Origin of the sequence: Spirosoma sp. KNUC1025 (assembly GCF_045160025.1) — a bacterium.
GTDB lineage: Bacteria > Bacteroidota > Bacteroidia > Cytophagales > Spirosomataceae > Spirosoma.
Genome location: NZ_CP087139.1, coordinates 4,625,135 through 4,650,565, shown reverse-complemented (window position 1 = coordinate 4,650,565; position 25,431 = coordinate 4,625,135). Strand labels below are relative to the sequence as shown.

Here is a 25,431-nt window from a genome sequence, read left to right as displayed (position 1 = left end):
ATATACCGGCAGTTACATTACGCCAAATACTCAATGATGCGACTATCCGACTAAACCCTATGAAAAAGACCGAAACCACCCCAATACGATTTGAATCCCTTTCCGAAGCATCGAAAGCCACTGGGCTACCGGCTCCGCTGCATCCGCTGATTACGCTGTTCAACGGTGTCGACAAGCCGTTGGAGGGGCCTGTGCCGCTGTCCAGACACGTACTGAGCTTTTACAAAATCTCGTTTCGGCCTTATATGGGGGCACTCTGCGGTATGGACAGACCCATTTTGATTACAATGAGGGCGGGCTATTCTTTGCGGCTCCGAACCAACTGATTGGCGGTAGCGAAGAAGAAAATAACAACGGTGAGAATCGGTGCGCCAACCAGCAGATTTCGTTACTGATCCATCCCGATTTTTTGCTGAATTATCCGCTGGCGCAGAAGATCAGGCAGTATAATTATTTTTCGTACTCGGTTCAGGAAGCCCTGCATTTGTCGGATAAAGAAAAAGAGGTTATTCTGGCGCTTTTCAGGAATCTGGAAGAGGAGTTAAGCAACCGCATCGACGAGTTCAGTCAGGACGTCATCATCTCCCAGATTGAGCTGCTCCTGAGCTATGCCCATCGCTTCTACAAACGGCAGTTTATTACCCGCAAGTCCGTTAACCATACGGTGCTGCAACATCTGGATACGATACTGAACGACTATTTTGATGGGCCCAACTCGTTAGACAAAGGCATTCCAACGGTTCAGTACCTTGCCGATCAATTGCACCTCTCACCAAGCTATTTAAGTGATCTGCTACGTTCATTAACGGGTCTTAACACCCAGCAGTTGATTCACGAAAAACTGATTGAAAAAGCGAAGGAAAAGCTTTCGGCAACTAGCCTGTCCGTTAGCGAAATTGCTTACGAACTCGGTTTTGAGCACCCCCAATCGTTTAGTAAGCTGTTCAAGGAAAAGACCCGACAAACCCCGCTGGAATTTCGGGAGCGGTTTAATTGATGAATCCGATGCTCGTCTACGATTGTATCACGGATGAGCAGTATCGAGAATTTTATTTTTTGAATTTGTCTTTTTAATTATCTTTGTAACTAAGATATTTAGTAATTAAGATAATTGATGAAAGATGATGTAGTTAAATCCACAAGGAAACTCAGCCAGCTATACGCCTATACGTCTATACAGATGCACGAAGCCGTTGCCCGAAAGGCCGGCCTTTCGGGTACTGATCATAAGTATCTGGGCTTCCTGATCGAAAAGGGTCAAATGACAGCGGGGGAGCTTTCCACGCTAACGGGCTTAACGACCGGCGCCGTTACCGGATTAATCGATCGGTTTGAAAAAAAGGGCTGGTCAAACGCCAGTTTGCGGCCGACGACCGACGGAAGGTTTTCATTGTGCCAAACACGGAGACGATAATGGCGCTCCTCGAACCGCTGTATCGGGAGTTCCGGTCCAGGACAGAAGAACTTATAGCTTCCTTCTCGCCCGAGGAGCGAAAAATCATTGAAGCCTACTTTACAAAATCCATCGACCTGATGAATGAAATGATTGCCTTGTTGACTGATTGACATGTCGATTGATAGAGCGAAACATATACAGTATGCCATACAACAAGTCAACAATTTGATCCCTTACATGGACTCATACACACTGGATTTTCAGAGTATTGATAAAACAAAGCTCAGCGTTGTCGGCGGGAAGGGAGCTAACCTGGGGGAACTGTCCCGCATCGATGGCTTATACGTACCAGAAGGCTTTTGCGTAACGACGGAAGTTTATAAAGAGCTTGTTGAAAATAACGCAACGGTTCATTCGCTGCTTGATCAGTTGGCCGTTTTACACGTAGATAATCGGAATGACATCAGTGCGATCAGCGCCGAAATTCGTGCAGCGATCGAAAATATTCCCATTTCAGTGGTTATAGCCGAAGCGATTGCTGGGCATCTCAAAACGATTGGTGAGCAGGAGGCTTATGCGGTGCGGTCCAGCGCCACGGCCGAAGATCTGCCAACGGCTTCCTTTGCGGGTCAGCAGGATACGTATCTGAATAGTATTGGCAGAGATGCTATCTTACAGTACATCAGCAAGTGCTGGGCATCTCTGTTCACCGAGCGAGCCGTAACCTACCGCATCCAGCAGGGTTTCGATCACCGTAAAGTCCGGCTGGCGGTGGTGGTTCAGAAAATGGTTTTCCCGCAGGTATCAGGCATTCTGTTTACGGCCGACCCCATTTCGGGCAACCGCAAGGTAGTGTCCATTGATGCCAGTTTTGGTCTTGGGGAAGCACTGGTCTCGGGTCTGGTTAATGCGGATAATTATAAAGTGCGCAACAGCGAGATTATCGAGAAAAACATTTCTATCAAGAAACTGGCTATTTACGCCGTCAGAGGTGGTGGCACGACTGAGCAGGCGATTGAGCCAGATCAGCAGAACCGACAAGCGCTGACGGATCAGCAGATTTTGCAGCTCGAACGTATCGGCCGGACAATCGAAGCGCATTTCGGTCAGCCGCAGGACATTGAATGGTGCCTGGCGGACGACACGATTTACATTGTCCAGAGCCGACCCATTACTACGTTATTCCCCATCCCCGAAGCGGCTGATGACGAGAACCATGTGTACGTATCGGTTGGCCACCAGCAAATGATGACCGATGCCATGAAGCCGTTGGGCATATCGATGTGGCAGTTAACGGCGGGCCGGCCGATGCCTACGGCGGGTGGACGGATCTTTGTGGATGTTGCCAATGATCTGGCTTCACCCACGAAACGACACATGCTCGTCAATGTGCTGGGCAAATCGGACCCGCTCATTCGGGACGCCTTTACAACCCTACTGGAACGTAACGATTTTATCAAATCGCTACCGGATGGTCAGGAGGAACCGGCTCCGGGCAACCGAAATCAGGGACCACCGCCAGTCGATTATCAAACCCTGGCCGACTACGATCCAGCCGTTGTTTCGGAGTTGATCGAGCGTAGTGAAGCCGCAATAGCCGAGTTAAAACAAACCATCCAGTCGAAATCCGGCACGGACCTGATTGATTTTATTCTGGAAACGACCCAGCATTCAAAAAGGGGGGCCACTAATCCACAAAGTTTTGGGATCATCATGACGGGCATGAACGCGGCTTCATGGATCAACGAACACGTAGAGAGGTGGCTGGGTGAAAAGGCCGTAGCGGATAAACTAACTCAATCAGTACCCAACAACATTACGTCCGAAATGGGGCTGGCGCTGTTGGATGTCGCGGACATGATTCGCCCTTATCCGGAAATTGTTGCGTATTTACAGCAGGTAAAAGACGATACCTTTTTGGATGAACTGGCGACGTTTGAAGGCGGACAGAAAGCCCAAGACGCCATCAATGGCTTTCTTACCAAATATGGCATGCGCTGCGCCGGAGAGATCGACATTACCAGAACCCGCTGGAGCGAAAATCCAGTTACGCTTGTTCCACTGATTCTGAGCAATATAAAAAACTTTGAGCCGGGCGAAAGCCGTAGACGATTTGAGCGGGGACTACAGGAAGCACTGACGAAAAAACAGGAGATTCTGGACCGGCTGAGCCAATTGCCGGATGGCGACGAAAAAGCGAAAGAAACCAGTCGGATGATCGATCTGGTCCGTAACCTTGCCGGGTATCGTGAGTATCCAAAATACGACATCGTTAGTCGCTACTACGTCTACAAGCAGGCATTGTTGAACGAAGCTGAGCGGCTTGTACAGGCGAAAGTTATCCACGAAAAAGAAGATATCTACTACCTGACGTTCGACGAGCTTCGCGAAACCATACGTACCCTTAGACTCGATGACCAGCTCATCACTCGCCGGAAAACGGAGTACAAACACAATAAGAAGTTGGCGCCACCCCGTGTGATGACGTCCGACGGAGAAATCATCAGGGGGCAGTACAAACGCGATAATCTTCCGGCTAACGCTATTGTTGGCCTGCCTGTTTCGGCCGGTCTTATCGAAGGACGGGCGCGGGTTATTCTGAACATGGAAGATGCCGATCTGGAAGAGGGTGATATACTGGTCACTCCCTTTACCGACCCCAGTTGGACGCCCTTGTTTGTCGCCATAAAAGGACTGATTACCGAGGTGGGAGGTCTGATGACCCACGGAGCCGTAATTGCCCGTGAATATGGATTACCCGCCGTTGTGGGCATAGACAATGCCACCAAACTGATCAAAGACGGAGAGCGAATCCGGGTGAATGGCACAGATGGCTATGTCGAAATCCTGTAAACCGGCAAACGTATAAGCAGCCGATTGTTTATACACGGATCGTCAATCAGGCTCATAAAAAGTAAACGCATTCGTAGCTTCCCGTTTCTGCTTTTATTGTTCTTGATCAGTTTCGTGGCTATCGTTTACAGCCGGTAACTCATTAATTGGAAGGCGGAGGCTGGTTTTTGGACGAAATTGCTCACGAACCAACTATAGCAATTACTCAAATTACTCAGCATTATGAACTACCCGACTCTGTTTTTCTGCTTACTGATCTCACTTGCCGCTTTTTCACAAACCGTTACGTCCCAGACTGACATACGAAGTGCCCGTTTTGGTATGAGCGCAGCGGAGGTTAAAGCCACCGAATCCCAGAAACCATCCGCCGAGAAAGACGGTCAGCTCACCTATACCAACGTGTCGCTGGATCAGGAGCACGGAGACTTGTATTATCTGTTCGAAGAAAACCAGCTTGTAGGCGCTACGTATCACTTTCTGTCACCATCACCTTCCAAACAAGCGTATGTTGATCGATACAATAAATTAAAAGCGTACTTAACGGAGCAGTACGGGAAACCCTCGACTGACAATACCAATCCGTCAACGAAAGAGGGACCCGTTGATCACCATAGTGCGATCTGGAGGGCAGCTGGTAAAATGGTTATGGTGCTCGAGGATAACGAAAAAGGCAAAGCGATGATAACCGTTCTGTTCTCGAAAAATTAATCAGCAACTCCATATTTTAAGCTGCTTTCCAATCGATAGCTAAGCCCGACTTCCCCAGAAGTCGGGCTTATAATTAGTTACTCTATTCTTTCACCAGTTTCACAGCCTGACGCTGAGTAGCCGTTTGCACGTTTAATAGGTAGAGCCCCGTAGTACGGCCCAGTTGTACCTGAAGTTTCCCCGCAGCCGCACCGCGTTCAATACGTTGCTGACTGATTAGCTGGCCCTGTTCATTGACAACATCCAGGCTGACAGACTCGTCACTTACTCCGCTGATTTCTACCTCAACGGTTTCATTACGTGTGGGATTTCCCAGCACTACTATCTGTAATTTACTGTCATTCGCTGGATTCGAACTTTCTTCGCTTGCCTTTCGCAGGCCGTTGTTGCAGCGGGACAACCAGTTCCAGGCAAAACTGGCTTTATGACCCTGAGAATCCCAGGCCACGATGGTGACCGTCGGGTTATCAACAAAGGGGTAAATAATGGCGTCCGGATTTGTTGTCGGCTGTAATAGGCCCACCACGGAATAGCTCATGGGTGGAGTGAAGGTGCCCGAATAGGCAGGAGCAAACCGTACGGCCCGCAACTCTGGCGTGTACTGGGTGCCCGGTCTCATCACATCGCAGCTAAAGAGCGTTACGCCCGAGATAGAAAACGGCATGGGATCGGCGGTCGATGTGAGGATGGTGCCTTTTTCGCCGACAGCTATAAATTGCCAGTTCAGATAACGTATTGAATTCAGATTGCCGATGTTGCCGGGCACGCTTTTAGAAACGGGATTCAGACCATCGAGCGTTGTCATGACGGACGTATTGCCCGCAATCACGAACTGACCATTGCCGAACGTAATGCTGCCGGTTCCGGTGCTTGACGTATTGCCGCTGCCCGTCCAGGTGATACCATCGACGGAGCGACGAAGATTCCCCCCTCCGCTGCCGACGGCCACAAAATACCCATTGCCATAGGCGATGCCACTCAACGTATTGGTTGTGTTGGAGACGCGGCTTGTCCAGGTGACACCGTCAGTCGATGTATAAATTGCCCCACCAGTACCGACGGCTACAAACAGTCCATTGCCGCAGGTTACGTCCTGAAAAGCCGTCGATGTCTGCATGGATGATTGGGTCCAGGTCAGCCCGTTGGTCGATACGGCGGCCTGCCCCTGACCAACTGCCACGTATCGGCCTTTGCCGTAGGTTACGGCTTTGTAGCCCGCTCCCAGATAGCGAAACGTCCAGGCGACCCCATCCGTTGACGAGAAAATATTGCCATAATAATCGACCGAAACGAACAGGTTATTCAGTCCAAACACCACATCACTCGGACCGATATAATTGCCAAATTCAGTGCGGGTAAAACTCACACCGTCTGTCGACACCAGCGCCTGTGCCGTTGATGAGTTGTTATAGCTGTTTCCGAGTACGGAATACCGGCCATTTCCGTACGCAACACCGTTCAGATTACTTTGTCCGTCTGGTGCATTGGTTGCCTGCCAGCTGACGCCATCGGTGGATCGGCGAATGCTGGTACCGACCGTAATAAACTGATTATTGGCATACACAACGCCCAGCATCGTTTCCAGCAGGCCAATGTTACGTTTTGTCCAGGTAACCGCATTAGGTGAAGTCAGCACGGTGCCGTTGTAGCCGACGGCAACGAACTGGCCGTTTCCAAAGGTTATATCATATAGGTTGTAGTTGGTATCGTAAGTTGGCGCCTGCGCGGTCCAGGTAATTCCGTCGGTTGAAATAAGCTTATGGTTGTTCGGATAGCCGCCCACCGCTACGTATTTGCCGTTTCCGTAGGCAACGTCTTCCAGGGCTGCTCCCGAATTGGTCTGGCGCATGGTCCAGGAGATGCCGTTCAGTGATGTCAGAACAACGCCCCCGTAGCCCACTGCAACAAACTGACCACCACTGTACGTAACCCCCCGCAACGTAACGGGTACGGGCGTGTTTGCGTAGCGAACCGTCCAGGTAGTGCCGTCCGGCGATGTCAGGATCGTGCTGTTATTGCCAACCGCTACGTACAATGAATTGCCGTAGGTAATATCATTTAGCGTATTAGTCGTCGGCGATGTTTTTATGGACCAGGAATAGCCTCCGTCGCTACTCCCCAGAATGATACCATTGGTTCCAACCGTAACAACGCCGACAACGGGTGAACCCACGGTCACCCCATTGAGTTGACTTGTAGTACCGATCAGACCTTTCATCCAAGTGGTTCCGTTGCTTGAGAGCGCTACAGTATTGTCGGTGCCTACCCCGATGAACAAACCGTATTTGTTGGTGATCGCACTGAGGTTAAACGGCCTTCTGGCGACCCAGTTACTTTGAGCGGTAACGGCCAGGGTTATCAATAAAAACAGACCAGTGAAGAGTTGAGTGGTAAACGAATTGACCCGATTGGAACAGTAATACGTAACAGTAGACATGGGTTTGTTTGCTTTAAATGTTCACGTCTTTTGTCGGTAAGTGAGTGGTCGGCGATAACACCCATTGAGCAAACGGTAAACAATCTGGTCAGAAATCTATACAGTCAGCGTCATACAATGCTGGAAAATTGAGATTTATCCCTTACGTAGTTGCTGATTAGCAGGTAGTTGTATAGACTCTATGAACAGTAGGGCATCCTCAAAATAAGAGCGATCCTCTGGTAATAAGAGAACGCATCAGGAAACATTGCCACATTAACAGGTAGACGGACGTACTAGTGTTAACTTACAGCCGTCTGCCTGTTTTATCGGCAACTCACCTGTCTAAAAAAATGAAAATAGCTCCCTCAGAATGGTCACGCCGGAAGTTTATAACCACCCTAACCGGAGCCGGGACAGTATTCATGCTGAATCCGCGTATGTCGTGGGCCATTGACGAGATCGACCCACGGGTAGCAGCCATCGTAGCGAAAACCATAGGCGTCGATACGCACAATCACATTGATGTTCCGATAAATGCCTCGGAATTACCCGGCCCAACCGTCGACCTGGCAAGTGAGATGAAGAAATCAGGCTTATCGGCTATTTGTATGACATTCGCTGTCGATTACCAACGGCTTGTAAACCCCGGCGATGGTAATGATCGGTTCATGAACGGGTTGGCGGCTATGGACAATGTACTGGAAAGCAACAAACTGAAGCGCTCGCTGAATCTGGCCGACCTTCGTGCTGCTCATAAAAAGCAGGAGCCGACCGTCATACAGTCGGTGGAGGGTGGTCACTTTCTCGAAGGCCAGCTGGATCGACTCACAGTAGCTTACAAACGCGGCCTGCGTCACCTTGGACTCCTTCACGATAACGATGCGTCTGTTCCATTAGGCGACGTTTATACAAAACCTCCACAGTTTGGTGGCCTCACCGAATTCGGAGCGAATGTTATCAAAGAATGCAATAAGCTGGGCATACTTATCGACCTCACCCATGCCAGTAATAGGACTATAGACGCTGCGCTGAACGTAACGACCAGGCCGGTACTCATTTCACATACCGGTCTGGACACTCAGTTGGGGCTGAACCAGGTCATGGCTAAAATGATGCGGCCCAGGCTCATCAGTAAGGGGCAGGCTAAGATTGTAGCCAATGATGGGGGCGTTATTGGTGTGTGGACTCACCTGGCCGATTCGCCATTGGAATACGCCCAGAATATCAGGGCACTGGTAGAGGTCGTCGGCGTTGACCATGTCTGCATCGGTACCGATACCAAATTGACGCCAGCTTACCGATCTCCTAACGCTGGGCCCAGGCCGGGCGGCTCTGGCTCTCAGTCTGGAAGTAATAATTCACAGGGTGGCCCTCCTCCGAATAATAATGGCCAGAATGGCGGTGGTAACAACCGGCCCAGAGTTGGTGAGCGAACAAACGAAGCCTGGCATGATCAGAAAGTTGGTTTCTATTACGCTGTTGTCGATGCGCTGTTAAAGACAGGATTTACGGAGGATGAAATCGCGAAAATCGGTGGCGAAAACTTTTGCCGCGTATTTGATGCCGCCACTGCTGGTCATTAAATCGGAAAAGTATGGGCTCGTCTGCTATACAATTGCGGACGGTCTGCGGTAAACAATCAGGTTTGTAGGCTAAACGGAGGGTATACTACAATTCAAAAAAATCAAGATTTAGTGCTACTTACTTGCTGATTATTAAACGGGCGTATTATCTTTACGAAGAATCACGTCTCCCCATGCTACAGAAGCAGGTCTCGATAGGCTTATTTGCGCTGCTCGTATGCCACATGTTGGCCAGTGCCATCGTGGGGATAGGGGGGTGGTGGCAGGCCGAAAATGACCTGTCGAAACGCTTGCAGGTATTCCGCTCAGTAGACAGCATCGTTGAATTTCAGGTTCCGTTGACCGACCAGACTGAGGTCACAGCCATCGCTCACACAACCGAGGATGGATTTCGGTATCGGGGTCATTACTACACCGTTGTAAGTCTGGAAGTACAGAATGGCAGACTGCTCATTGCTGGTCTGGAGTCGCAGAATCATTCCCTCTGGCAGGAAGATCTGCTCGCTTTTATGAACGATCATCTCGCGGCATCATCCGATTCCGAGCATAAAGACAGCCAGTTACTGAAATTATTGCTGAAAGAATATTCTCCAGGGTCATCGATAACGCTCCATATGTTGCCGGGTACCCTTATCCAGTCTAGCCGGATTCCTGGGGCCTCATTTATCTTTTCCACGCGCACCGCGTCTATTCACGCTCCCCCGCCCGAACGGGCCGCTTAGGGGAAATACTGCCAGGCTACACCTGCCAGAATGGTTGGTATCTATTCTCCCTGCTCATTGATTTTGCTGGTTGCCTTTGCCGCTTCGTTCGGTGTATAGGTGTCGTCTGTTCCTGATCGGCTACGTAATACGTGTCCGTTCACTACAGATCCTCGTTTACACAAGCCATGCAGCGTACCTGTCCTGGCCATCTGCGGGCGTAGACTCACTTCAGCACCTGAGGTTAGCTCATCACACCCGTGGCTCATGGCCCCAGGGAAGTCAGGCTATTGATTATCGGTCGACCTCACTGATTCGGTAATTCGACCGGCACCAGACCTAGTGCGTTTTTTCGAAACGCACAAATAGTACAATATCAATCGCTAAGCGTAAAACAACAATGCCACATATTCAATTACCCGAAGGGTTGCCCGGTATTCTGGGGCCTATGGCTTTTAGCCCTCAAACGACTATACCTCTGAATGGGTTAGCCGAAGTTTTGTTACGTACCAATGCCAGTGAGTCGCTTACACAGGGCGAACGCGAACTGATTGCATCTTACACGTCACGACGGAATGATTGTTTTTTCTGTTCGACCAGTCACGGTGCGGCCGCCGACTATCTGCTCGGCCGCGAGAATGAGGTGGTCGCCAAAACCTGGGCAAACCCCGATACGGCCCCTGTGTCTGATAAGATGAAAGCATTACTGGCTATTGCCGGGAGTGTGCAGCAGGGCGGTAAACACGTAACCCACGAGCAAATAACGGCGGCACGGGAGCAGGGCGCTTCCGACCGGGATATTCACGACACTGTGCTGATTGCTGCTGCTTTCTGTATGTATAATCGCTACGTAGATGGGCTTGCCACTTGGGCACCTCACGACGCAGAAGTTTATGCCGACATGGGTGAGGCACTGGCTACAAGAGGCTATGTGCATTACAACGAAACGCAGCCCGCTTAAAACAAAAGAACCGGATCAATACGACGTATTGATCCGGTTCGCAAGTATATCATAGGTTGGTTTTCGTGTTCCCCACCAGTTTTAACGGGTGGGGACATTTACACCTCCAAATTTAACGCTCTTAATGAATTAAGCATAGGGTATATCACATTTACCTAAACCGATTTTCCCATGAAAATTAATAAATGGAAGATGGCCTTGCTGGTATGGTCGGCCATGTTTCCTTTCAGTACAATTATCAGCTATGGTCTTGCTCAGTTCCCGTTTATAGCTCAATGGCCCTTAATCGCGCGCACGTTTTGCCTGACCTGTTTACTCGTGCCCTATATGGTCTGTCTGGCGCTGCCCTTTCTTACCCGGCGCTTCCAGAAGTGGCTGCAGCACGAGCCTCATCAACCGCATACTCACCCCAGTATTTCTGAGCAACCGGTATCGGCTCAGACGGACGAAGTGCAGTCCGAAACGAGCCACATTGTTCGGCAGCAATACGCGTTGTAACGGGCGTACGGGGCATGTGTATGGATAAATCTTGCCAATCCATTTATTTAACTAAATCAAAACGAAGTATGGAATCTCAAAATGACCAAGTGTTAAAAAATCAGGAATCAATTCTGCATAACCAGGAGACAATTCTGCATAATCAGGAATCTATCCTCAAAAATCAGGACAGCCTCGATACAATTCTCAACAACCAGAAAACCATCATTGCCAATCAGGATAGCATTTTAGGTAATCAGCAGGCTATTCTCAAAAATCAGGAAACACTGGATGCCATCTTGGCGAATCAGGAAACTATTCTCGGTTTGCTGAAAAAGTAAAAGCCTTTTTTAAGGATTTAAACCTAAGAGCTGGTTGCTAAATTGCAGTCAGCTCTTAGGTTGTTTTTAGCCCGATGCTGAATTGGTACGTATCGTCCATCTGTTTATCACCCCACCATGTCTACCTCCGCGCGGCCAGTCCGTCGTATTCCGATTCTTTATTTTCTCTTTCTGGTCAGCGTTTTGAGCAGTTGGGCCTGGTACATGAATTCGTTACCGGACGTAGGTTTTCTGATGCGCCGATGGGCAGCCGCACTGACGATGATTCTGGGCTCTTTCATAGCCGGGTCGAGTCCGGAGGGAAGCGCAGCCATCTCTTACCCTGTATTTACGTTACTACTGAAAATTCCGCCACCGGTAGCGCGCAATTTCTCGTTCGCCATTCAGAGTATTGGCATGACTTCGGCCACCTTGCTGATTTTAGGATTACACGTTCGGGTCGACTGGAACTACATCCGATACGTAACGCTGGGGGGCGTTTTCGGGCTTATTTTCGGAACCTATTACGTGGTTCCCCTTATCTCTCCCGTAGCTGCCAAGTTGTTTTTTGTTTCGCTCTGGCTCAGTTTCGGCATCACGCTCTGGCGAGAAAATCGTAACCCATCCCGCATCGTTTTTGACGCTATTCCTAATTTTCAAACGTCCGATATGATTCGACTGGCTCTGTTCGGCCTGGTAGGTGGGATTATCTCGTCTATCTTTGGGACGGGCATCAACATTTTTACGTTTTGTCTGGTCACGATTTATTACGGGCTCAATGAGAAAGTAGCGACACCATCGTCGGTCATCATCATGACCATTGAGACGTTACTGGGTTTTTTTCTGCACGCCCAAATCCTCCACGATTTCAGTCAGGAGTCGCTGGAATTATGGTTAACCTGCATTCCTGTTGTCGTTTTCTTTGCTCCGCTGGGCGCTTTTGTTATTACAAAACTCGCCAGATCAATTATTGCCCGACTGCTCTACGTGATTTTGATGGTGCAATTTGCTGGCGCTATGGTTGTTATTAAACCCTCGCCCTCCCAATGGCTGCTCAGTATCATAACGCTTGCGGCAGGTCTTGGCTTGTTTGCCTACATTGCCCGATTACGGCGCCGTACAGTAGCCTGACTGATATCTTTAAAATATGTTCAATAAGGCGGGTTAGGTGTTTCAAACGAATTGAATATTCGTCTGTTTAGTAGTTAGCACATCATTGTATTAAACTACATCGATAACCAAATTGAACTATGAACAACAACATAGATTTCATCAACCCGGATGATTTGCTGAAAAACCCTGCGTTTTCTCAGATTGCGATCACTAAAGGAAGTGGGAAAACGATTTACATTGGCGGGCAAAACGCAAGAACGAAAGACCTGGAGATAATTGGTAAAGGGGATATAGCCCGGCAAACCGAATACATTTTACAAACTATTGAAACGGCGTTGAACGCCTGCCAGGCAACGTTGGACGACTTGTTTAAACTGACGATTTATATCGTGCAGGGGCAGGATGTAAGAAAAGGATTTGAAGGTGCTAAGACTTTCTTAGAAAAGTTGAGCAATCCTCCGGTAATCACCGGTGTCATTGTGGCCGGCTTGGCTAACCCCGATTATCTGGTCGAGATTGAAGCCGTCGCCTTCAAAACTGAGGGGTAAAATGAAAAAACTGGGCGGTAAACGTAACGCTTCACCTGAAAAGTAGGGTCGCTGGTGTCTCTGGCTACTGCACCTCAACGAACTAAAATCATCCTCAACGTAGGCGACAGAACTCGTCCTAAATAGCGAAACTACGCTCAATCGATTTCCTTACACGTTCCTGCAATGTTTATATGAAATAATTTGCGTAGTCATTTGGCTACGCGTATATTTGTAGTCAAATGACTACGCAATGAACTTAAGACGCGACGTTTTTCAGGCCATAGCCGACCCGACAAGGCGGGCCATCCTGCTGCTGGTAGCGTCACAATCCATGACAGCGGGTGCCATAGCGGCAAACTTCGATACGGCCCGCCCGACCGTTTCCAAACACCTCCAGATACTTACTGAGTGCGAATTGCTGAAACAGGAGCAGAACGGCCGGGAGATTTATTATCACATCAATGCAACGAAAATGAAAGAAGTAGCTGACTTTCTTGAGCCATTCCGTCAGATGTGGGATGACCGGTTCAATAAGCTGGAAGCGGTTATGAAAAACTATCAGGCAAAAAAATAAACCACTATGGAGCGAAAAACAAAAGTCCATGCCGAAGAAGGCAAACAGGATTTAGTAATTACCAGAGAATTTGATTTGCCGCTGGAATTGCTGTTTAAGGCGTACGTAGAGCCCGACATTGTTGAACAGTGGATGGGGACCAAAGTGCTCAAACTCGAGAATAAAAAACACGGTAGCTGGCAATTTGAGACTACTGATCCAAAGGGAAATAAACACGGGTTCAATGGAGTAATCCACGAGTTTGTTCCGAATCAGAAAATCACCCGGACGTTTGAAATGGAAGGCGCCCCCTTTGGCGTCCAGCTTGAGTTTCTGGAGTTCGGATCACTCACCAATGAGACCAGCAGACTGACAATGCATGTCATTTATAAATCTGCCGCCCTCCGGGACCAGATGCTGCAACTGCCCTTTTCTCAAGGTATCAATATGGCCCATAACCGGTTGCAGAGTGTCGTAAGCAAATTAGACGCACATATTCAACAGCAAGAGCTAAAATAAACAGTAAAATGGAGCTGTCATCTGAACAACGCGATAAACAAATTAGCCTGTTGAAGGCTCGTTTCGAGAAAAATACAAATCGACATCAAGGTCTGGAGTGGGCCGCTGTACAGGCCAGGCTGGAAGCGAATCCAGAAAAACTTTGGTCGCTGCAGGAAATGGAAAATACCGGCGGTGAACCGGATGTTGTTGGTCAGGATACCCGTACGGGTGAATATATTTTTTATGATTGCTCGGCCGAAACACCCAAAGGTCGCCGGAGTATTTGCTTTGATCGGGAAGCGCTGGAATCCAGAAAAGAGAACAAACCGACCAGTAGCGCTATGGATATGGCAGCTGCTATGGGCATTGAGCTATTAACGGAAGAGCAATATCGGGAGTTACAGACACTTGGGAAGTTCGATTTGAAAACGTCGAGCTGGATCGTAACTCCTCCAGCTATCCGAAAACTCGGCGGTGCGCTCTTTTGCGACCGTCGCTACGAGACTGTTTTTGTGTATCACAATGGCGCCGAATCCTACTACGGAGTCAGGGGATTCCGTGGTTCGCTTAAGGTGTAACGTATAGCAAACAGCGAAGGGGTAGCTTTTGACACAAGCATTCAGGATAAACCAAGAGCCTGGAAGTACGCAGAGTAGTAACTTCTGTGAATTTCCAGGCTCTTGGTTATAGCCTACACGGTTTTGGTGGATTTATTATCTAGCCTCCGGTAATTGGCGTTCCGGGTCATTGCCGGTTAGTATTTCTGCTTGTCAAAATAGGTCTGCATAAAAGCCCCTACAAAAGCAAAGAATAACCCACTCAGGATTGACGCAATCACTACAATTCCCGGTGCGAGTTCATCCTCAGGATGTGTAGTATCAAGGATGATCAGTTTAAACAGGAACAGAAAGCCAGTTTGGCCTAAGATAAAACCAATAAGTTTACCTGTTTTGTTTTTCATGTTGGCTCTGTTTAACGTCTCCACACCTTTCTAGCTTCCGGCAATTGGGCTTCCGAAAATACCCACGGCAATCTCTGCCCAAATCAGGAACAGGGCAATCAGAATAATAACGCAAAGCCCAATGCGGTACTCCCGTTTGCGCACCGTTCTTAATACAAGCTCACACATCAACCCCGTACCGAGCAGCAGCGTACCCGCCACGATAAAATCGAACAGACCCCACTTCACTTCATCAGTGAACTGCATCGCAATGAGTGGAATAGACAAGAGAAATGCTACTGCCAGCAAAATGCCAGTAAGTCGGTTGTTTGTAGTAATCATACAGGTTCTGGTTTAAATGACGTAACAAAGTTAGCAAAGCACTTTGAAATACAAAGTGAAACAGTTAAAATTTTAATTCACGTCGGTATTGCTTTCATTCACATGCTAACATGCTACAATCACCGGAGAAAATAGCATATTTTGTAAGGAATTATTGCTATTAATTTTGGTTTTTAGGCTACTTGTTTGTCATGAACCGCTGCAACACGCTACTCCGATACCCTTTACTGGCCGTTACGCTTATGTCGCTCTCTACAGCCTGGGGGCAGACTAACGCGCTTGTTAATACCTCAAAAAGTAAGTTTGCCCGGCTGGAAAGCTCTGACCTCAACGCCGTCAAATGGACGACTGGTTTCTGGGCCGACCGTTTTGCCGTTTGCCGCGATTCGATGGTGCCGCACCTGTGGGACACCTACACCGATCCGAACGTAAGCCATGCATTCCGCAATTTTGAAATAGCCGCCGGTCTGAAATCGGGTGATTTTAAAGGCCCTTCGTTTCACGACGGCGATTTTTACAAGACGCTGGAGTCGGTGGCGAGTATGTATGCGCTCACGAAAGATAAAAAGCTGGACGAGCAGATGGATAAAGCCATTGCCGTGATTGCCAAAGCGCAGGCGCCCGACGGCTACGTATACACCAAGGCGATAATCCAGCAAAAGAAAACGGGAGAGACCAGGATGTCTGACGGGGCGGCCTTCCGTGATAAGCTCAGCTTTGAAGCGTACAACTTTGGCCACCTTATGACGGCCGCCTGTGTGCACTACCGGGCAACGGGCAAAGCCTCGCTGCTGAACATTGCCAAAAAAGCGACTGATTTTCTGATTGGATTTTACAACATTGCCAGTCCTGAACAGGCACGTAACGCCATCTGCCCGTCGCATTACATGGGCATTACGGAGATGTACCGCACAACACACGATCCAAAATATCTGGCGCTTGCCAAAAAGCTGATCGACATTCGGGGTATGTCGGAAGGAACCGACGACAACTCAGACCGGGTGCCGTTTCGGCAGATGACAAAAGTGATTGGTCATGCCGTCCGGGCGAATTATCTGTTTGCCGGTGCCGCCGATGTCTTTGCCGAAACCGGAGACAGTACGTTGCTGACTACGCTCGATCGGCTGTGGGACGACGTAGTAAACCGCAAGATGTACGTAACGGGTGGCTGCGGGGCACTCTACGATGGGGTTTCTCCGGAAGGTACGTCGTACAAACCCGATACGGTTCAGAAAATTCATCAGGCCTACGGAAAAGCGTATCAACTGCCTAATCATTCGGCGCATAACGAAACCTGTGCCAACATTGGTAACCTGCTCTGGAATTACCGGATGCTGCAAATAACGGGGCAGGCCAAATACGCCGACGTAATGGAGCTGGAGTTATACAACGCGATTCTGTCGGGTGTGAATCTGGACGGCACCAAGTTTTTCTATACAAACCCGCTCAGCGCTTCTAACGATTACCCATATCAGATGCGTTGGATGGGTGGCCGTCAGCCGTATATCCGGCTGTCGAATTGCTGCCCGCCCAATACGGTACGGACCATGGCCGAAGTGAGCAGTTACGCATACAGTATTTCCGCCAAAGGCCTGTGGCTGAATCTGTTTGGTGGTAGTCAGTTGAACACGGCACTCAAAGATGGCTCATCCCTTCGACTGACGCAAACAACGAACTATCCCTGGGATGGCGCCATTAATCTACAACTCGAGCAGGCACCCGCAAAACCCTTCTCGCTGTTTGTCCGTATTCCGGGCTGGTGTCAGGGGGCAACAATTAAGGTAAATGGAATAGCTATTACGGCTTCTATCAACTCGGGCGAATACGCCGAAATCAACCGAGGCTGGAAAGCAGGGGATAAGGTCGAAATCAACCTGCCCATGCCCGTTAAACTGATTGAGTCGAATCCGCTGGTTGAAGAAAATCGTAATCAGGTGGCCGTTAAACGTGGACCGATCGTATACTGTCTGGAATCGGTCGATAATTCGAAAACGAAGCTGACCAACATTGCCCTTTCAACGAAAGCTACGTTCAAACCAACCCTGGTCCGGATAGACAACAGTGAGATGATGGCGCTTGAGGGCGATGCAAACCTGTTGAACGAAGGCAACTGGTCAAACCAGTTATACCGGGAAGTGTCGGACAAAGCGCCTGTCGCCACCCACGTTCGCCTGATTCCGTATTACGCCTGGGCCAATCGGGGTCATTCGGAAATGGAAGTCTGGATACCGTTGATCCGATAACCCGTAGTTAGACCATCGTACTCGAAACACCCGCTGCAAAATTCTTCTTAACTTTGCAAAGCCAAGTCAATACGTCTCCGTTCATGTAGGATTTAATTTCTTTCAGGGAAACCAGTAGTACAGCCGCCGGTCGGTTAGCTATAGTCATTCACCTCGTTCCGAAAGAAATTATGATTAACCTCCAACATATATCCTACTATCATCCCAATAAAGATTTATTGTTCGACGACATAAATCTGACAATCAATCGTCACGACAAAGTTGCCCTGATTGGTAATAACGGCACGGGTAAGTCAACCCTGCTGAAAATCATAGCGGGTGAGTTACAACCTGCATCCGGCTCTGTCACTGTTCATTCGGCGCCTTATTACGTTCCTCAGCTTGTTGGTCAGTTTAACGATCTCAACGTAGCGCAGGCCCTTCGGGTGGCCGAAAAATTACAGGCTTTACAGGAAATTCTGGACGGCAACGTAACGGAGGCCAACCTGACGCTGCTAGATGATGACTGGACCATCGAAGAGCGTTGTCAGGAAGCGTTAAGTCATTGGCAACTGGAAGAACTGGAGTTGAATCAGCCCATGAAAACCTTGAGTGGTGGGCAAAAAACCAAAGTGTTTCTGGCTGGTATTTTGATCCACAAGCCCGATATCGTTCTGCTGGATGAGCCCAGCAACCACCTCGACACGGCAGGACGGCAATTGCTGTATAACTATATTGAGGCTAGTTCCGAAACGTTGGTGGTTGTGAGTCACGACCGGAAATTGCTGAACCTGCTTGATCTGGTGTATGAACTTAGCAAGCGTAACATCACTGTATATGGTGGCAACTACGATTTCTACGTAGCGCAGAAATCGGTTGAAAACAATGCCCTGAACCAGGACGTACGTAGTAAAGAGAAGGCGTTGCGGAAGGCTCGGGAACTTGAGCGCGAAACCGCCGAAAGGAAGCAGAAACTCGATGCACGGGGCAAAAAGAAGCAGGAAAAAGCTGGCCTGCCCACCATACTCATGAACACTCTCCGCAATAATGCCGAGCAAAGTACGTCCCGCTTAAAAGGTGTTCATGCGGAAAAAGTTGAGTCGATTTCTGAAGAGTTGAGCGAACTGCGTAAAGAATTACCTGATACGGACAGGATGCGATTCGGTTTTGACAATTCCACGCTCCATAAAGGGAAAATACTGTTCACGGCAAATGACATCAATTTTGCTTACACGGATAAACTGCTTTGGTCGGAACCGTTACGTTTCCAGCTCACCAGTGGGGAACGTATTTCGCTGAAAGGGCTGAACGGTTCGGGAAAATCAACCCTGATAAAAATCATTCTGGGCGAACGGGAACCCAGCCAGGGCACAGCTAGCAGAGCCGACAACAAATCAGTTTATATCGATCAGGATTATTCGCTGATCGATACTACGTTAACTATTTACGAGCAGGCCCAGCAATTCAACGTTTCGGCCTTGCAGGAGCATGAAGTGAAAATCCGGCTCAACCGGTTTTTATTTACGAAAGCCGATTGGGATAAGCCCTGCGCAGCCCTGAGCGGTGGCGAAAAAATGCGGCTGATGCTTTGCTGCCTCACCATTGGCCAGCAGGCTCCGGACATTATTGTTTTAGACGAACCTACCAATAATCTTGATCTTCAAAGCATCGATATTCTGACCGCAGCGATCAACGAATACCAGGGCACACTCCTTGTTGTGTCGCACGACGAATCGTTTCTGGAGCAGATACATATTGGGCGAATTATCAAACTGGGCGACAAAAGTTATTAAAAATCCTGCCGTAATTTTAGGTTTACCGTCCTATGCTAAGTCACACAAACTCCGGACTTTCAGCACGATAACATTCTATAATTTTCGGCGAAGATGGTGGAGGCTAGCCTTTGCCTAATCAGGTAGATTTGTCTCAATACTGTTTGTTTTCACAATCATGGTCAACTTCCCGAACGGTTTATCTCATTCGGGAAGTTTTGTACATCGAGCTCCCGGCTGGTGAGGTTTCTAAATGCCGAAAGTAGCGAACCAGACGGGTTCGAGAAACCTCACTACGTCGGTTGCTAAAACTTGACAGTACCGAAAAGCATCCTAAACCATATGAACCGATACGTAATACTTGTTTCGTTTATTTTCCTTTTTCTTTCATTGCCATCGGTCGCGCAAAAAATGGACCCGAACAACCGGTCCGTAACCCTACTGATACCGGCATCGGCACACGCGCGCGTTACGTTTGGGGCCGAGCGACTGAAACAGGCCTTAATCAAAGCAGGGTATCAGGCCACCATTGGGCAGGGGAAATCGGTAACAGGCAGTCAACAGATCGTGATCGGGTTATGGTCAGATGAGACTGTCAAAAAGCTGGCTGCTGCCTATTGGTATACACCTGAAAAAGACCTGGCTAAGGAAAGTTTTTCGATACGTAAAGACGCCCGCAATCCATTTCTGATCGCCGGAGTCGATCTGTCCGGAGTGCTGTATGGCTGTCTGGAACTGGCGGATAAAGTAACAGCATCCGGTAAACTGCCCGACACGATCAACCAGCATGAGAAGCCCGAAATGGTACTTCGTGGTACGTGTGTAGGCATTCAGAAACCAACGTACTTACCCGGCCGGGATGTGTATGAGTACCCCTATACCCCCGAAACATTTCCGTGGCTGTATGACAAGGCATTGTGGATACGGTATCTGGATATGATGGTCGAGAACCGCTATAACTCGCTGTATTTGTGGAATGGACATCCGTTTGCGTCGCTGGTTCGGTTGAAGGAGTATCCATACGCGGTTGAAGTCGATGACGCTACGTTCAAAAAGAACGAGGAGATTTTTCGATTTCTGACGACGGAGGCCGATAAGCGAGGAATCTGGGTAATTCAGATGTTCTACAATATTATCGTTTCAAAACCCTTTGCCGAACACCACAACATAAAAACGCAGGATCGCAACCGCCCCATTATACCGCTGATTGCCGATTATACTCAAAAATCGATTGCCGCTTTTGTTCAGAAATACCCCAACGTAGGGCTGCTCATTGCTCTGGGTGAAGCGATGGAAGGGGTGGGTCAGGATGATGTAGACTGGTTTACCAAAACCATCATTCCAGGTGTGAAAGATGGACTGAAAGCGTTGGGAAAAACGGAGGAGCCTCCTCTGGTCCTGCGTGCGCATGACACCGATGCCCCCCGCGTAATGAAAGCCGCATTGCCTTTGTACAAAAACCTATACACTGAAGCAAAGTTCAATGGGGAAGCCCTGACGACGTACACCCCGCGCGGCAAGTGGGCAGAACTGCACCGGACCTTGAGCAACATCGGTACGGTGCAGATTGAAAATGTGCATATTCTGGCGAATCTGGAGCCTTTTCGCTACGGCTCAGCTGACTTTATTCAGAAATCAGTGCAGGCCATGCACAGTATTTACGGGGCGAATGGGCTGCACCTGTACCCGCAGGCTTCGTACTGGGATTGGCCCTACACGGCTGACAAAACCACTCCGCGCCTGCTTCAGCTCGACCGCGACTGGGTCTGGTACAAAACATGGGGTCGTTACGCCTGGAAGTCGGAGCGTAGCCGCCCTGATGAGGTGACGTACTGGGGCACGCAGCTTGCCGATAAGTATGGTTTATCCATCGAAAAAGGAAAAGACGTACTGGAGGCCTACGAACAGGCCGGTGAGATCGAACCAAAATTATTACGTCGCTACGGCATTACCGATGGCAATCGACAGACTCTTACGCTGGGTATGTTGATGACGCAGCTTATCAATCCGTTCCGGTACGGACTGTTTACGCTCATGTATGAATCGGAAGCACCTGAAGGTGAGATGATTATCGACTATGCCGAAAAAGACTGGAAGCATAATGGTCATATTGGCGAAACCCCCGTTCAGGTAGCCGATGAAGTAATTGAACATGGCAAAAAAGCCGTGGCCGCTATCGACAAAGCAGCGGGTGACGTAACGAAAGACAAGGCTGAATTTACTCGCCTGAAAAATGATGTGTACTGTCAGAATGCACTGGCCAATTTCTACGCCCTGAAGGCCCGTGCAGCCGTTGCCGTACTACGCTACAAGTATTCCAGCGACGTTCACGACCTGGAAAAAGCCGTACCGCTGCTCGAAAATAGCGTAAAGCATTTTGCGGAGCTGACGAACCTGACCAAAGACACGTACCTGTATGCCAACAGCATGCAGACAAAACAGCGTAAAATTCCCATGCGGGGCGTCGATGGGACCTACAAAACGTGGGAGGAAATGTTGCCGGTTTATCAGAAAGAGCTAACCCGGTTCAAACACGTAATCGATTCGCTGAAATCGACGCCGACTACGGCTGCCAAACAGACCATTGTGCTGAAACCGGTTGCCGTAACCCTTCAACGTCCGCAGGTGGAAAGCTATTCGCTCGAAAAAGGGCAGTCTGTTTTTGTCGATACAACTGCTACCATCCGTGAAATAGCGCCGGAACTGAAGCAGTTGAAAGGGCTGAAACTGGCGAAAGCAAAACTGCAATCGGAACGGACCAGCCTGACATTTACGACGACTCAACCGGTAAAACTGCTGGTAGGATTTTTTACCGAAAAGAATCCAAACTACCTGCCTGCGCCCGAACTGGAAACGGATGCCAGTGCCAACGACTACGGCCAGTCGGAAATTAAAATCTCCAACGCTGTTCTGGTAAACGGATTTCCACCGGTCAATATACATGCGTATTCCTTCAGACCTGGTCAGCATACGCTGAATTTGGGTAAGGGGGCCTGCCTGTTACTCGGATTTATGGATGGCAATCAGGAAATTCCGATTTTTGATGCGGCCGGAGTCGCGCCTGACCTGGCGGGCAATAAGAAGAATATCGATTGGCTCTTTGAGTGAACTACGTTTCGACAGGATTTACAGGATAAATAGAATCACAGCTAGTCGGTAGAAATCCTGTAGATCCTGTCGAAACCTTTTAGCCTTACGTAGCTATAATCAATTCGATTTCGTTGTCGTGAAAAACCTGCTTGTGTTTTTCCTCAATGCTGGCGTCGGTTATGATGTAATCAATCAGCGACAAAGCGCCCAGACTCGCGAAGGCACTCTTACCAATCTTGGTTGAATCGGCGACCAGATAGGTCGTGTCGGCCGCGTCGATCATCGCTTTTTTTACAACCAGATCGCTGATGCTCGGGTAGGTTAACCCGGATTTTAACGAGATGCCTGCCGTGGCTAGAAAGAGCTTCTGCACGTTGATACCCTTGAAAAAGTCGGCGGCTTTCTGACCGGTCAGCGAAAGCGTAGGGGGTTTAAATTCTCCACCCGTCATGATGACCTCGATACCGGGTTCAGCCCCCAGAATCAGGGCGATATTTAAGGCATTGGTGATAACTGTTAGGTTCTTATAACCGCGCAGTTTTTTTGCAATTTCAGTCGTTGTCGATCCTGAATCCAGGATGATACTATCCCCGCTTTCGATAAATTCCAGACATTTCGTAGCAATAAGCTCTTTCTTGTCGATGTTTTCCTGATTACCCAGTGAGAAAGTGCGGACCTGATCTTCTACGTTTTTGAGGTATGCACCGCCATGCTCTTTGGTTACCAGTCCGTCTTTTTCCAGCTTTTCCAGGTCCTGGCGAATGGTCACTTCCGTCACTTTAAAGATTCGGGCCAGATCGATGACTTTTGCAGAGCCATCCTCTTTTAATAATTCGAGTATTTTTTCCCGGCGTTGGTTCGGCAGCATACTTATTTCTTTCATTTCGAAAACAGTCAAAAGTAAAGAAAAGAATTCTTTCCGTCTGCAATGTTACGCAAGCCAATTCAGTAACACCTGATTAAATAAGGTGATTCTTCCAGTTGGGGCGTATAAGCGCTTTGCTCAACGATGTGGATTGTCAAAATGACGCTCCGGTCAGCATGACAAAAAAGTTCTTGTAGCATACTCTAAACTATTTGTACTTGAGTACTTAATTGGTATTAAGCAAGGTTTCATCAGCCGTTCAATCAGTGGGTATGAAGTGGCAGATTTAGGTTACCGGGCGGAAAAGGCAGGCAAAAGGGCTGTTAATTCACCAGTGTTAGCCGGATCGCCAAGTAGGGTTTTGCAGGTAGGCGAATTTTCCTGAAAGCGTCATCATACACCCGATAATCCTTTTCTTTTCCCAACTGAAACGTTTCGTTAATGGGCGTAATGGTCATGTTCCAGGTATCGATCAGCTCAGCTTTAAAAACCGAACCTGTTGCCGGTGCACCCTTTTTGGGCAGACTAAACACCCATTCTGAGGGCATTTGTTTCCCCAGATAGATCAGATAATGCGCGCTATCAGCCTGGCAGGTCTGGTGATCTTTCCAGGGGTCAGCCAGTTCAACGGGGCCGGGTTCCTCCTCCAGAATTTTCCGTAAAAAAGCAATCCTCGTCGGACTCTGGCCATGAAATCTGCCGCCTTCGGCCCAAAAAATCGTATCGCCGGGTGTCCGGTACGTTTCGCCGTGGGTTACGTAGGTACCGGCAATAACGCCCTGCCAGAACGCTTCCGTCATCTCTTCGGGACTAAGTCGGCCCCAGCGTTGCGGCAAATTGCCTTCATAGCAAACCTCGTCGTACACGATGGGTTTACGGTAGGCATCGCGCAGCAAAACAGCCCGGCCAAAATCTTCAACGGTCGAGCCGTTCTGAATGCTGACATGCGTAAAATAAGGTTTCCAGTTGTCGTAATAGTCGGAACCGTTGTGAATGGAACAGAGGTGATGATACGGGTCAGCCTCTACTACGGCTTTGCTGTACGTATCCCAGGCATCGCGGGGTTTGGTTTTTATGTAATCGAATTCATTCGCCATCGACCACCACACATTCGGGTAGGCTGACAGTCTGGCTACCAGGTAATTGATATAAAAAAGGTCGTTTTTCAGGCCCATGTTATCGAAGCCCCAGCGGCCTTTGTCGTACGGGTGGAAAATGATCAGATCGGCTTCAATGTTCAGTTTCGCCAGATCGGCAATGCGCTTTTCCAGGTGCCGGAAAAAAACCGGATCAAAGCGCGTAAAGTCCCACTCGTGTTTGATTTTTCCATTCGGCTCTTTGCTTCGGCTTTTCTCGACGTAGGCATACCGCGTCGGTTCGTCCTCTACGTAGCTGTACGTTTTCGGAAATACACACATTCGTATCTTATTGAAAGGCGCATTCTTCAGCGTCGCCAGGGTTTGTTCCTGCAAGGCTTCGGCCTGATGCGTCCAGGCATAGGCTGTAGTGCCAAAGGGATAATACGGTTTGCCGTTGGCGTACTGGAAATTATAGGTATTCCAGACTTTTACGGGGCCATGATTTTCGGCAGATGGGGCGACACAGGTAAATCCGCCCGTTTTTCCGGCCAGCTGCTTTGCGTTGCTGGCGGTTCGATACGTCCATTTGCCAATCTCACTCGGCATGAAACGTACTTTATAAATGCCATCGCCATCGTAAAAACCGGTGACCTTGATGGTCTTTCCAGCCGATGAAAATTCAGCGGTCAACTGTACGTCGGTGAATGGATTACCTGTTGATGGCCCGGTTAAGGCCACTTCATACAGCCCCCACTTCTCCACTGATTTTCCGGTCTCACCCGTTGACTGAGCCAGAATTTGCTGGGTTATACAAAATAGAAGAAAAAGAAAAAGTCTATGTCGAGCCTGTCTGTACATAATCCAAAGGTTTTTATTGGAAAAGCAAAATAAAAGAAAGAAAACGAAATATTTTATGGGTAAGTATAGGAAAGTTCGGCCTATACCGTCCTATACATTCGTATCAGTTTTTTGGCAATTTAAAATGATTTGATTGTCTATTTTACTG

The 25,431-nt window shown here is 48.8% G+C and carries 23 protein-coding genes and 1 pseudogene; 18 read left to right on the top strand and 6 right to left on the bottom strand.

Annotation, left to right across the window (positions count from 1 at the left end; genetic code table 11):
- The first annotated feature begins 59 nt into the window (after positions 1 to 59).
- From LN737_RS20435 to LN737_RS20415, 5 genes and pseudogenes are all read left to right on the top strand, one after another.
- Positions 60 to 326 carry a hypothetical protein gene (locus tag LN737_RS20435; protein WP_405511674.1) on the top strand — a complete coding sequence of 89 codons (267 nt, stop codon included), beginning with the start codon at positions 60 to 62 and terminating at the stop codon, positions 324 to 326.
- Positions 327 to 409: 83 nt separating this feature from the next.
- Positions 410 to 997, top strand: a complete 588-nt coding sequence (locus tag LN737_RS20430) for a helix-turn-helix domain-containing protein (RefSeq protein WP_405511673.1) — start codon at positions 410 to 412, stop codon at positions 995 to 997.
- 117 nt (positions 998 to 1,114) lie between these two features.
- Positions 1,115 to 1,566: pseudogene (locus LN737_RS20425) on the top strand (MarR family winged helix-turn-helix transcriptional regulator).
- A 67-nt stretch (positions 1,567 to 1,633) separates the two neighbouring features.
- Complete coding sequence (gene ppsA / locus LN737_RS20420; protein WP_405511672.1) at positions 1,634 to 4,249, top strand: phosphoenolpyruvate synthase; 2,616 nt, start codon at positions 1,634 to 1,636, stop codon at positions 4,247 to 4,249.
- 222 nt (positions 4,250 to 4,471) lie between these two features.
- Positions 4,472 to 4,957, top strand: a complete 486-nt coding sequence (locus tag LN737_RS20415) for a hypothetical protein (RefSeq protein WP_405511671.1) — start codon at positions 4,472 to 4,474, stop codon at positions 4,955 to 4,957.
- Positions 4,958 to 5,039: 82 nt separating this feature from the next.
- On the opposite strand, the gene LN737_RS20410 is transcribed toward LN737_RS20415, so the two are convergent.
- Positions 5,040 to 7,394: a T9SS type A sorting domain-containing protein gene (locus LN737_RS20410; protein ID WP_405511670.1), complete on the bottom strand. Its 2,355-nt coding sequence runs from the start codon at positions 7,392 to 7,394 to the stop codon at positions 5,040 to 5,042.
- A 332-nt stretch (positions 7,395 to 7,726) separates the two neighbouring features.
- Here LN737_RS20410 and LN737_RS20405 point away from each other — a divergent pair, with 332 nt between their 5' ends.
- Both LN737_RS20405 and LN737_RS20400 read left to right on the top strand, forming a co-directional pair.
- Positions 7,727 to 8,959, top strand: coding sequence for a dipeptidase (locus LN737_RS20405; protein WP_405511669.1), 1,233 nt, complete (start codon positions 7,727 to 7,729; stop codon positions 8,957 to 8,959).
- Positions 8,960 to 9,132: 173 nt separating this feature from the next.
- Complete coding sequence (locus LN737_RS20400) at positions 9,133 to 9,681, top strand: hypothetical protein (protein ID WP_405511668.1); 549 nt, start codon at positions 9,133 to 9,135, stop codon at positions 9,679 to 9,681.
- A gap of 41 nt (positions 9,682 to 9,722) precedes the next feature.
- On the opposite strand, the gene LN737_RS20395 is transcribed toward LN737_RS20400, so the two are convergent.
- Entirely contained in the window at positions 9,723 to 9,929 is a 207-nt protein-coding gene (locus LN737_RS20395) for a hypothetical protein (RefSeq protein WP_405511667.1), read from the bottom strand.
- Positions 9,930 to 10,060: 131 nt separating this feature from the next.
- Here LN737_RS20395 and LN737_RS20390 point away from each other — a divergent pair, with 131 nt between their 5' ends.
- From LN737_RS20390 to LN737_RS20355, 8 genes are all read left to right on the top strand, one after another.
- Positions 10,061 to 10,621 (top strand): carboxymuconolactone decarboxylase family protein, encoded by a 561-nt coding sequence (locus tag LN737_RS20390; protein ID WP_405511666.1) that lies wholly within the window; start codon positions 10,061 to 10,063, stop codon positions 10,619 to 10,621.
- Between the two features lie 171 nt (positions 10,622 to 10,792).
- Positions 10,793 to 11,119 carry a hypothetical protein gene (locus tag LN737_RS20385; RefSeq protein WP_405511665.1) on the top strand — a complete coding sequence of 109 codons (327 nt, stop codon included), beginning with the start codon at positions 10,793 to 10,795 and terminating at the stop codon, positions 11,117 to 11,119.
- Positions 11,120 to 11,187: 68 nt separating this feature from the next.
- Positions 11,188 to 11,439, top strand: coding sequence for a hypothetical protein (locus tag LN737_RS20380; RefSeq protein ID WP_405511664.1), 252 nt, complete (start codon positions 11,188 to 11,190; stop codon positions 11,437 to 11,439).
- A 117-nt stretch (positions 11,440 to 11,556) separates the two neighbouring features.
- Entirely contained in the window at positions 11,557 to 12,549 is a 993-nt protein-coding gene (locus LN737_RS20375) for a sulfite exporter TauE/SafE family protein (protein WP_405511663.1), read from the top strand.
- Between the two features lie 119 nt (positions 12,550 to 12,668).
- Positions 12,669 to 13,079 carry a RidA family protein gene (locus LN737_RS20370; RefSeq protein ID WP_405511662.1) on the top strand — a complete coding sequence of 137 codons (411 nt, stop codon included), beginning with the start codon at positions 12,669 to 12,671 and terminating at the stop codon, positions 13,077 to 13,079.
- Positions 13,080 to 13,311: 232 nt separating this feature from the next.
- Positions 13,312 to 13,635 (top strand): helix-turn-helix transcriptional regulator, encoded by a 324-nt coding sequence (locus tag LN737_RS20365; RefSeq protein ID WP_405511661.1) that lies wholly within the window; start codon positions 13,312 to 13,314, stop codon positions 13,633 to 13,635.
- Positions 13,636 to 13,641: 6 nt separating this feature from the next.
- Positions 13,642 to 14,133, top strand: a complete 492-nt coding sequence (locus LN737_RS20360) for an SRPBCC domain-containing protein (protein WP_405511660.1) — start codon at positions 13,642 to 13,644, stop codon at positions 14,131 to 14,133.
- Between the two features lie 8 nt (positions 14,134 to 14,141).
- Complete coding sequence (locus LN737_RS20355; protein WP_405511659.1) at positions 14,142 to 14,693, top strand: DUF4256 domain-containing protein; 552 nt, start codon at positions 14,142 to 14,144, stop codon at positions 14,691 to 14,693.
- A 176-nt stretch (positions 14,694 to 14,869) separates the two neighbouring features.
- Here LN737_RS20355 and LN737_RS20350 read toward each other — a convergent pair whose 3' ends face one another.
- Together LN737_RS20350 and LN737_RS20345 are read right to left on the bottom strand one after the other, a co-directional pair.
- Positions 14,870 to 15,076 carry a hypothetical protein gene (locus LN737_RS20350; protein ID WP_405511658.1) on the bottom strand — a complete coding sequence of 69 codons (207 nt, stop codon included), beginning with the start codon at positions 15,074 to 15,076 and terminating at the stop codon, positions 14,870 to 14,872.
- Positions 15,077 to 15,106: 30 nt separating this feature from the next.
- A complete protein-coding gene (locus LN737_RS20345; RefSeq protein WP_405511657.1) occupies positions 15,107 to 15,397 on the bottom strand; it encodes a hypothetical protein in 291 nt (96 codons plus the stop codon).
- A 191-nt stretch (positions 15,398 to 15,588) separates the two neighbouring features.
- On the opposite strand from LN737_RS20345, the gene LN737_RS20340 reads away from it, so the two are divergent.
- From LN737_RS20340 to LN737_RS20330, 3 genes are all read left to right on the top strand, one after another.
- Positions 15,589 to 17,640 carry a glycoside hydrolase family 127 protein gene (locus LN737_RS20340; RefSeq protein ID WP_405511656.1) on the top strand — a complete coding sequence of 684 codons (2,052 nt, stop codon included), beginning with the start codon at positions 15,589 to 15,591 and terminating at the stop codon, positions 17,638 to 17,640.
- Positions 17,641 to 17,810: 170 nt separating this feature from the next.
- Entirely contained in the window at positions 17,811 to 19,412 is a 1,602-nt protein-coding gene (abc-f, locus tag LN737_RS20335) for a ribosomal protection-like ABC-F family protein (RefSeq protein ID WP_405511655.1), read from the top strand.
- A 321-nt stretch (positions 19,413 to 19,733) separates the two neighbouring features.
- The gene (locus tag LN737_RS20330; RefSeq protein WP_405511654.1) at positions 19,734 to 22,499 is read left to right on the top strand and encodes a hypothetical protein; all 2,766 of its coding nucleotides are present in this window, start codon (positions 19,734 to 19,736) and stop codon (positions 22,497 to 22,499) included.
- 85 nt (positions 22,500 to 22,584) lie between these two features.
- Here LN737_RS20330 and LN737_RS20325 read toward each other — a convergent pair whose 3' ends face one another.
- Positions 22,585 to 23,349: a DeoR/GlpR family DNA-binding transcription regulator gene (locus tag LN737_RS20325; protein WP_405520473.1), complete on the bottom strand. Its 765-nt coding sequence runs from the start codon at positions 23,347 to 23,349 to the stop codon at positions 22,585 to 22,587.
- 320 nt (positions 23,350 to 23,669) lie between these two features.
- Entirely contained in the window at positions 23,670 to 25,283 is a 1,614-nt protein-coding gene (locus tag LN737_RS20320) for a DUF5060 domain-containing protein (RefSeq protein ID WP_405511653.1), read from the bottom strand.
- Positions 25,284 to 25,431: the final 148 nt, after the last annotated feature.